Genomic DNA, 9782 nt, shown 5'->3' on the forward strand with positions numbered 1-9782 from the left:
GCAGGGGTCCAAGCCCCGATATGGGCCGGGGGTTGCCAATCTAAACAGTAATAATTATCATTTATTGCATGGACTCGGCGCTGCGCTTTGCGGTAGTCCGCCGTGGTTCATACAGCCAGCCACCCCTTTCGGCGGCAGCCAGCCGGTTGCTCAATCAGGAATCACTGCGTGGAGCAGGTCTGCCCGCAGCGGCTCTTCCGGTCAACGGTGTCCTCGACGGACCCTTGGTTTCCTGGCCCGCCTGTCGGTCGAGGACTTTCCCGGTCGCCGCTTCTCCCGCGGGCCTGTCCATCGAGGAGGTGGCCATGGCAATCCGAAAGTATCTTCACGTGGGCCTGGGTTTGGCGCTGGCGTTTTCCCAGACGATGGGAGCGAGTTCTGCGCGGGCGGAGGATGGCGAAGCGCTGGAGCCGGTGCTTGAGCCTGTGTCGGTGACCGCGACGCGAAATCCCATCGACCCGTTCGAATATCCCGGCATGGTGACCGTGCTTGAGCCAGAGGGGCTGAAGACGCGCCAGGCATCGACGCCGGACGACCTTTTGAAAGGGGTGCCCAACGTAGAGTTCACCGGTGGGCCGCGGCGTACCGGGGAGGTACCCAGCCTCCGCGGATTTTCCGGCCCCGACGTGATCATCACCCTCGACGGCGCGCGCCAAAACTTCGATTCCGGCCACGACGGGCGCTTCTTTATCGATCCCAGCTTGGTGCGGGACGTGGAAGTGCTGCGCGGTCCGGCCTCTTCCCTTTACGGTAGCGGCGGCATGGGCGGCGTGATCGCTTTCCGCACGGTGCGGGCCGAGGACTTGCTCGCGCCTGGGGAAAAAGTGGGAATGACCCTCTCGGGCGGTTACCAGTCCGTCAACCGGGAGAGGCTCGGGACCGTAATCGCCTATGGGCGGCCGGGCGCTGGCCTGGACTTGCTGGCGAGCGTGACCCGGCGAGCCTCTGGTGCGATCAAGCTGGGCGACGGAAGCGAGCTGGACCGCACGGACGACGATATCGTGGCCGGACTGGCGAAGGCCGGATGGCGCTTCGACAGGCATCAACGCTTCGAAGCGTCGTTCCAGCGGTTTAGCAACGAGGCCCAGGAGCCCAACAACGGGCAAGGAACCGGAAGCGGCGGCTTGGTCGAGAAGGATATCCGAGCCGATAACCTCCGCTTCGCCTACGGGTACAAGAACCCGGCGAATCCGTGGATCGACCTCGACCTTGTGCTCTACCGCACCGAATTCCGAGTAGACGAACTGCGGCTCGACGACCAGGGCACGGGACCCCGAGGAGAGCTTCTCAAGCGGGACGTGGACACGCTGGGATTGCGTTTGGATAACCGCTCGCGGGTGAAGCTCCCCGGCGCAATCCAGGTGACCTTTACCTATGGCGGCGAAGCCTACCGAGACCGGCAGGACGGTGGGGCCGGCCCGGGAGAGCGGGATGGCGTCCCCGACGCCGAAGCCGACTTCGCTGGCGTGTTCGGGCAGACCGAGATCCGTATACCCCGGCCCCTGGGTGTTGTTCCCGGCGAGGTGCTCCTCATCCCTGGGCTGCGCTATGACCATTACCGGTCTGCGAGCCCGATTGCCGGAGGCACGGAGGACCGGGCCCTTTCACCGCGCCTCGGCGTGAGCTATCTGCCGACCCCGTGGTCGCTCCTTTTCGCCCACTACGGCGCGGCGTTCCGGGCCCCCACCGTCAACGAGCTGTTCCCGAACGGGGTGCATTTCCGCATTCCCATCGGTCCTGGCGTGACCAACCGCTTCGTCCCGAACCCCGATCTGGCGCCGCAGCGCACCCGCACCTTAGAGTTGGGCGCGGGCCTGGACTTCAGAGACGTTTTGGGGCAAAGCGATCGGTTGCGGCTCAAAGCAGCCCATTTCCGCATTCGGGGGGAGGATTTCATCGACCTGGAAGTCGTTCAGCCCAGGCCTTTCGTCGACTGCAATCCGTTCATCCCGGGCGCCTGCGACGGCACCACCCGGGCCGTCAACGTGGCCGATGCCAGGCTTTGGGGCAACGAGATCGAGGCGTCCTACGAAAATCGCCGCCTGCGCGCGGGCCTCGGGTTTTCCACAATCGACGGTGAAAACCGGCGCAGCGGGGAAAAGCTGGGGGTGCTGACGCCTCCGCGCCTAGCGCTGGACGTGGCGCTTAAGCTCGCCGGGCTCGACGCCCTGGCCGGCTGGCGCATGCTCGCCGCCGGGGAGTTCGATAAGGTGAACAACCCCGCCGATCGGCGGGGCGGCTACGCGGTCCACGACTTCTATTTCGTCTGGACTCCGCGTGAGGCTTCCATCAAAGGCCTGCGCATCGACCTCGGCGTCGACAATGCTTTCGATAAGGCCTACTCCCGCGTCTTTACCGGCGCCCTTGAGCCCGGGCGCAATTTCAAGGCCCGGATCGCTTATACGTTCTGATCGTCGAGGGGCATCCGCGATGGGATGGCCGAGAAGCTTCTGGAAACACGGCCGAGTCGCACTGGTGTTGTCCGCCTTGGTGCCAGCGGCTTTGGCGGACGCCGCTCATGGGTGCAGTGCTCAACGCGGCGGGCCTGCTAGCGATTGGGGAACTGGTTTCCTAGTCATCGCACCGGATCGGGGCTTCGCCGGGAATGAGGAAATCCGAGAAGCGTTCGAGACCTTTGCTAAAGGGCGCAACGCCGCGCTCGCTTTCGTGACCGACGAACGCACTGCCGGGAACTTGCAAGGGGCGCTCCAAGCGCTCGCCCAAAACGGAGCCCGGCGAGCGGTGGCGTTGCCGCTCTTCATCTCTCGAGCCGAGCCCCGCTGGGTGTTGGCGGCCCGCCTGCTGGACTCGGGAGCCCTGGGTCCGCTCCCGGTGTCGGTCGGTAGAGCCTTCGGAGAAAGCTATCTGGCGGTGGAAGCGTTGGCCGACCGCTTTCGCGCGATCCGGGCGCCGGCGGGCCGTAGAGTCGTCGTGGTGGGCTACGGTGCGATGGACGCCGAAACGCGCCGGAGCATGACCGCCGACTGGCAGCGCATCGCCGAGCGCGCCGCCGAAGGCTTAGGCTTTGCTTCGGTGCGGAGCGTGGTGTGGCACGAGCGCAAGGCGCCCGAGCAGGCGACGCGCCAGGCGGAGTCTGAGCGCCTGCTGGCGGAGGCGGTGGCGAGCGATGCCGTGGTGATACCGTTTCATTTCGGCCGGAAACTCGACAGCATGATGTCGTTTGAGGCCGAACTGGCACATGCCCTTCCACCGGGTGCCGAGCTGCTGCCCGAAGTGGCAAGTCCTGACCTCTTGATCGCTGCCTGGATGTCCCAGGAGGCCAACCGTCATGTTCCCCTCAAGGCCGAAGATCTCGGCATCGTCATTCTCGCCCACGGAGCGGATTATCACTGGAACGAGACGATGCGCCACTCGGTCCGGTCGTTGGAAGACCGCTACAAACTGGAATTCGTGTTTTCCATGGCAGACCAGCCGTTGATCGAACGGGCAGTGGAGCGGCTCGAGCGTCGCGCGGTGCGGGCCATCGTGATCGTGCGGGTATTCGGGCTTGCCTCGGCATTTCGCGACGCGGTGGAAAGGATGATCGGATGGGACGTGGAGCATAGCGCTCCAGACGACCTGGGCCGTTCTGGGGCAGACCATGGGCACGACGACGACGGCAACGGTGGCGCCTACGCCCACCACCACGGACACGGGGGCGCGCGGGCGCATCCCCGCGCCCGCATCCGAGCTGCCGTCCCCATGGCCACGGCCGGCGGCCTGGAGGACGATTCCCTTTTCGCCGAGGCGTTGCTCGACCGGGCGAAAGCGCTGTCGCGGGAGCCTTCCCGGGAGACGGTGATCCTGGTGGCCCACGGCTCCGGCGACGACGCGGCCAACGCCCACTGGCTCGAGGTGCTGGACTCCCTCGCCCGCCAGATCAAGGCGCGCGGCGGCGAGGGATTCCGCGCCGTTCGGGTGGCCACCTGGCGGGAGGACTGGCCGGAGAAGCGTGCACCGTGGATCGAGCGGGTGAGGGAAATGGTGAAAGAGGCAACCCGCGACGGGGGGCGGGCGCTCGTCATCCCCGCCCGCACCAACGCCCAGGGACACGAGCGGGAGTTTCTTGCCGGGCTCGAGTTCGAGCTGGGAGAGGGTTTTGCGCCTCACCCACTGTTCGCGCGGTGGGTGGAAAAGCAGATCCAGGCCGGCGCCGCATCGTTGCGAGGGAATCATATCTGGCCAACCCCGTGAAGCGCCTGCGCGCAGCGATGATGTCTCCGGGCAAGCATTCTCCGGGGCCTTTACGGGCGCTCAATCCGCCAGCTTTTGTACCCCCTGCGCCCGCTGCAAGCGCTTGTCGAAGGTGACGAGCGGGCAATCCTGGGCTCGGGCCTCCGCCAGGATCAAGTCATCGGCGAAGTCCGCCGATCCGGTCTTATAGCAGGTGCACCCTACACCGTGTAGGGTGATCGGGGCGCGCCGAGGGCGGGCGAGGTCACCTCGTACCGATCTCGTCGGAGGCCATGGGCCGCCGTACCAGGGCCAGCAGAGCGAACGTGAAGGCGGAAGCGCCGAGCGACAGAATGCGGGACGTTCGGCGCCCGGCCGGCGACAGACGCTGTACCACCTGGCCCGCGCCCACGTGGGGGTTCCTGATCATAGAGCCGCCGGGCGCGGAGCAGGGTTAACGTGGAGCGGGCCGCTTATCCCGGCGCGGCATCTGAGGGATAATAAAACAATTAAGCTGTGACTTTTATCCACGGGAGAAACGCCATGAGTGTCGTGATGAAGACCGCTGCGACCGATATCGAGGCGATGCTGGGCAAGGAAGCGCAAAGCCTGCTCGGCCACGTGTGCAAGGGGATCCCCAAGGAATCGCTGCACCTGCCCGGGCCGGACTTCGTCGACCGGGTGGTGGCGGCGAGCGACCGCAAGCCCGCGGTGCTGCGTAGCCTCCAGACCCTGTTCAATCACGGGCGGCTCGCCGGCACCGGCTATCTTTCCATCCTGCCGGTGGACCAGGGGGTGGAACATTCGGGCGGGGCGTCGTTCGCGCCCAACCCCATGTACTTCGACCCGGAGAACATCGTCAAGCTCGCCATCGAAGGCGGCTGTAACGCCGTCGCTTCCACCCTGGGAGTGCTGGGCGCGGTGGCGCGCAAGTACGCCCACAAGATCCCCTTCATCCTCAAGATCAATCACAACGAGTTCCTGAGCTATCCCAATTCTTACGACCAGATCCTGTTCGCCTCGGTCAAGCAGGCCTTCGAGATGGGGGCCTGTGCGGTGGGCGCCACCATCTATTTCGGCTCCGAGGAATCCAAGCGCCAGATCCAGGAGATCACCAAGGCCTTCGAGTACGCCCACGAGCTGGGCATGGTCACCATCCTGTGGGCTTACCTGCGCAATCCCGCGTTCAAGCAGCAGGACAAGGACTACCACCTGGCGGCGGACTTGACCGGGCAGGCCAACCACCTGTCGGTCACGATCCAGGCGGACATCGTCAAGCAGAAGATGGCGGAAACGAACGGCGGCTACAACGTGCTCAAGTTCGGCAAGACCCATGCCAAGGTCTACTCGGAGCTCACCTCGGACCATCCCATTGACATGGTCCGCTACCAGGTGGCCAACTGCTACATGGGACGAGCAGGGCTCATCAACTCGGGCGGCGAGTCCAAGGGGGAGGGCGACCTGGCCCAGGCGGTGCGCACGGCGGTGATCAACAAGCGCGCCGGCGGCATGGGGCTCATCTCCGGCCGCAAGGCGTTCCAGAAGCCGTTCAAGGAGGGTATTGCACTGCTCAACGCGATCCAGGACGTGTACCTGTCCAAGGATGTGACGGTGGCCTGACTGGCTTTCGCACGCGCACGGATGACGCCCAGCTCCCGTTGCACGGCGGCCGTGCGCCCCTCTGGCTGTTTGAGCGCATGGTACGCCTGACGCGGGGGCGCGGCGCCGCACGACGGAGCGTAAAAGAGCTGGCGGCGCAGTCGGACCGATCGGCGGAAGAGGCTAGGGAGAGTCCTTTGCCGAATGGGCCTGAATCGGGCGGACTAGGGAGAGTCCGCTCAGCGCGGATCGGGCCGCAGGCCGGCCTTGTAGCGCTTGAAGTTTTCCACGTAGTGGTCGGCGATCCCGTTGATTCTCTGGATCTCCTCGGGCGTGAGCTGGCGGATCACTTTCCCCGGAGAGCCTACCACCAGCGAGCCATCGGGGATTTCCCTGCCTTCCGGGATGAGGGTGTTGGCGCCGATTAGGCAGTTCTTGCCAACGCGGGCGCCGTTCAGCACCACCGCCTTGATGCCAATCAAACTTCCTTCTCCGATGTAGCAGCCGTGCAGCATGACCATGTGGCCCACCGACACGTTGCGCTCCAGGGTGAGCTGCACGCCTTCGTCGGTGTGCAGCACCGAGGCGTCCTGGATGTTGCAGTTGTCGCCGATGGTAATGACGTCGTTGTCGCCGCGCACGACACAGTTGAACCAGATGCTGGCGTTGTGGCCGATCACCACGGAGCCGATGACCGTAGCGTTGTCGGCGACAAAGTAATCGTTGCCGCGGATCTCCACGCGGCGATCCCCTAAGGCGTAGATCATGCCTTACCTCCTTCGCTCAAGGTGAGCAGGAGGTCGGCACCGGCTTTGGCGATGCGCTCGTCGTCCTGGGAGGCAACCCCGGAGACCCCGATGCCGCCCACGATCTCCTCGCCGATCTTGAGCGGTACGCCGCCCTGCAGTCCGGTCAGGGCGGGCATGGTGAGATAGCCGTATCGTCCTTCCTTGAAGCGTTTTTCCCATTCCACCGTGGGCCGCTTGAACGCTACCGCCGAGTAGGCCTTGCCGATGGCTGTCTGGACGCTCCCGAACTGGACGTCATGGTCCCGCTGGAGGTAGAGCAGATGGCCGCCGTCGTCCACGATGGCGATGACCACCTTGAAACCGTGGCTGTCGGCGAACGCCTCGGCGGCGGCGGCCACGGATTTCGCCGCCTCGAGGGTCAAGACGCGCTTCATCATGGGAAGAACCGGAGCAACGTGGGTTGGGAGGAAAAAGAATGATAACCGAGTGCTCCGGGCAGACGAAAGGGTGAAAGTCCCCCGGCTCTTGCAACCCCGCCTTCGAGGTCATCGGGCCGGGGGGAGAAGAAAAGCGCACTGGGCGGCGACCGCGGTGCGCTTTTCTCGGCCAGGCCGCCGGCCCCCTACAGCAGCGGCACGATCAGCAGGGCGACGATGTTGATGATCTTGATGAGCGGGTTCACCGCCGGGCCGGCGGTGTCCTTGTAGGGATCGCCCACCGTGTCGCCGGTGACCGCCGCCTTGTGGGCGTCGGAGCCCTTGCCGCCGAAGGCTCCGTCCTCGATGTATTTCTTGGCGTTGTCCCAGGCGCCGCCGCCGGTGGTCATGGAGATGGCGACGAAGATGCCGGTGACGATGGTACCGAGGAGCAGTCCCCCCAGGGCCATGCGACCGGACTCGGCGCCCATGAGCGCGCCCACGATCACCGCCACCAGGATCGGCACCAGCACCGGGAGCAGGGACGGGACGATCATCTCCTTGATGGCGGCGCGGGTCAGCATGTCCACCGCCCGGGAGTAGTCGGGCTTCGCTTTTCCTTCCATGATGCCGGCGATCTCCCGGAACTGCCGGCGCACCTCGTTCACCACCGAGCCGGCGGCGCGGCCCACCGCTTCCATGGCCATGGCGCCGAAGAGGTAGGGCACGAGCCCGCCGACGAAGAGGCCGATGATGACCGCCGGGTGGGAGAGGCTGAATTCCACCGCCTTCCCTGCCGCCTCCAGCCCGTGGGTGTAGTCGGCGAACAGCACCAGCGCTGCCAAGCCGGCAGAGCCGATGGCGTATCCCTTGGTCACCGCCTTGGTGGTGTTTCCCACCGCGTCCAGGGGATCGGTGATGTTGCGCACTTCCTTGGGCAACTCCGCCATTTCGGCGATGCCGCCGGCGTTGTCGGTGATCGGGCCGTAGGCGTCCAGGGCCACGATGATCCCGGTCATGGAAAGCATGGCGGTGGCGGCGATGGCGATGCCGTAGAGCCCCGCCAGGGTATAGGACGCCCAGATCGCCAGGCACACGGCCAGCACCGGAAGCGCGGTGGCCTTCATGGAGACGCCCAGGCCGGCGATGATATTCGTGGCGTGGCCGGTGGTGGAAGCTTGGGCCACGTGGCGGACCGGCGAGAACTGGGTGCCAGTGTAGTACTCGGTAATCCACACCATGGCGCCGGTGAGCAGCAGCCCGATCACCGCCGAGCCCCACAGCGCGATCACGCTGTACATCCCGTTGCCGGCCATGAAATACTGGGTCACCGGCCAGAAGGCGATGAGGGCCAGCACACCCGAAACGATCACGCCCCGGTACAGGGCGCCCATGATCTTGCCCCCTTCGCTGGTTTTCACGAAGTAGGTGCCGATGATGGAGGCGATGATGGACACGCCCCCCAGCGCTAGGGGATAGATCACCGCCTGGGGGGCCACGTTGGGCGGGAACAGCAACCCGCCGAGCAGCATGGTGGCGATGATGGTCACGGCGTAGGTCTCGAACAGATCGGCCGCCATGCCGGCGCAGTCGCCCACGTTGTCGCCCACGTTGTCGGCGATGACGGCGGGGTTGCGGGGATCGTCCTCGGGAATGCCCGCTTCCACCTTGCCCACCAGGTCCGCACCCACGTCGGCGCCCTTGGTGAAGATGCCGCCCCCGAGACGGGCGAAGATGGAGATGAGGGAACCACCGAAGGCGAGACCCACCGTCGGCTCCAGGATGTGCTTGATGCCTTCGATCTGGGCCGCTTTGTCGGCGGCCGACCAGAGGATCCCGAAGTAGCCGGCCACCCCGAGCAGGCCCAGCCCCACCACCAGGAGACCGGTGATGGCGCCGCCGCGGAAGGCCACCGCCAGCGCCTCCGCCAGACCCTTGCGCGCGGCCTCGGCGGTGCGCACGTTGGCGCGCACCGACACGTTCATGCCGATGTAGCCCGCCAGCCCCGAGAGAACGGCGCCGATGGCGAAGCCCCAGGCGGTGCGCCAGGAAAGGGCGAAGCCGATGATGAGGAACAGGATGACGCCGACGATGCCGATGGTGGTGTACTGGCGGTTCAAGTACGCCTTGGCGCCTTCCTGTACCGCCGCCGCAATCTCGCGCATGCGCTCGTTGCCGGCGGGCAGGCTCATGATGCTCTTGATCCAGAGGCCGCCGAACACCAGGGCTGCGGCGGCGCAAAGCAGCGCTAGCGTGAGTCCTGCAGTCATGGAATTCCCCTTATGCTGGCGGGGCCGAAGCTCGGGCCGGCCCGATTACCCTTATGCGAGAACGAATTAGTGAACTCTTATATAAGATTTGGGTGGCGCGGATTTTAACATACTGCCCTTGTGAATCGGCGTAAGCGGCTACGCGAGTACCGCCCTCTCCTACAGGGCTTGAATGTTTCCGCGGCGTTCCGGGGGCGCCGCTACCGCAGAACGCAAGCTACGAAGGATCGCGACGTTCACGAACAAGGGCGTGATCTTTTTATTGGTAGTCTCTCGGTTCGTCCATGGCTCATGGCTAAGTGGTGGCAAGGAGCGTTTCGGCGCACCATTGAATGTAGGCCGATTCGGTGCGTTTCGCCTGCCTGCCGCGATCCGTGCGGCGCAGGCAGGCTTCGCTTCACGCACCCTACGAATCTTGTTCGGGACCGCCAAGGCTCCTTCGAACCTCGTTCCGGGGCGGCCGCGACACGGTGGCCGAAGGCTTGGTGCGGGAGCGGACGCGAGGAACCCGGATCGGCGCTCCTAGCTCACCTCCGCTTGTTCGGGACCGCCAAGGCTCCTTCGAACCTCGTTCC

General features: G+C 65.4%; 7 protein-coding genes. 3 read left to right on the forward strand and 4 right to left on the reverse strand.

The annotated features are described in order from the left end of the window. Positions 1-305 precede the first annotated feature (305 nt). Both ACTFO6_RS13900 and ACTFO6_RS13905 read left to right on the forward strand, forming a co-directional pair. Positions 306-2411, forward strand: a complete 2106-nt coding sequence (locus ACTFO6_RS13900) for a TonB-dependent receptor domain-containing protein (protein WP_439935045.1) — start codon at positions 306-308, stop codon at positions 2409-2411. Positions 2412-2742: 331 nt separating this feature from the next. Next, complete coding sequence (locus tag ACTFO6_RS13905; protein ID WP_439935046.1) at positions 2743-4194, forward strand: CbiX/SirB N-terminal domain-containing protein; 1452 nt, start codon at positions 2743-2745, stop codon at positions 4192-4194. 244 nt (positions 4195-4438) lie between these two features. On the opposite strand, the gene ACTFO6_RS13910 is transcribed toward ACTFO6_RS13905, so the two are convergent. Continuing rightward, entirely contained in the window at positions 4439-4603 is a 165-nt protein-coding gene (locus ACTFO6_RS13910; RefSeq protein ID WP_439935047.1) for a hypothetical protein, read from the reverse strand. A gap of 113 nt (positions 4604-4716) precedes the next feature. Here ACTFO6_RS13910 and ACTFO6_RS13915 point away from each other — a divergent pair, with 113 nt between their 5' ends. Beyond that, positions 4717-5793, forward strand: a complete 1077-nt coding sequence (locus tag ACTFO6_RS13915; RefSeq protein WP_439935048.1) for a class I fructose-bisphosphate aldolase — start codon at positions 4717-4719, stop codon at positions 5791-5793. Positions 5794-6011: 218 nt separating this feature from the next. Here ACTFO6_RS13915 and ACTFO6_RS13920 read toward each other — a convergent pair whose 3' ends face one another. From ACTFO6_RS13920 to ACTFO6_RS13930, 3 genes are all read right to left on the reverse strand, one after another. Further along, positions 6012-6539 (reverse strand): gamma carbonic anhydrase family protein, encoded by a 528-nt coding sequence (locus tag ACTFO6_RS13920; protein WP_439935049.1) that lies wholly within the window; start codon positions 6537-6539, stop codon positions 6012-6014. Further along, a complete protein-coding gene (locus ACTFO6_RS13925) occupies positions 6536-6958 on the reverse strand; it encodes a GlcG/HbpS family heme-binding protein (RefSeq protein WP_439935050.1) in 423 nt (140 codons plus the stop codon). Before ACTFO6_RS13925 ends, ACTFO6_RS13920 begins: the two co-directional genes overlap by 4 nt. A gap of 185 nt (positions 6959-7143) precedes the next feature. Continuing rightward, positions 7144-9207: a sodium-translocating pyrophosphatase gene (locus ACTFO6_RS13930; protein WP_439935051.1), complete on the reverse strand. Its 2064-nt coding sequence runs from the start codon at positions 9205-9207 to the stop codon at positions 7144-7146. Positions 9208-9782 lie beyond the last annotated feature (575 nt).

The sequence above is a fragment of the Pelomicrobium sp. G1 genome (assembly GCF_051905455.1).
Taxonomy (GTDB): Bacteria; Pseudomonadota; Gammaproteobacteria; order Burkholderiales; family UBA6910; genus Pelomicrobium.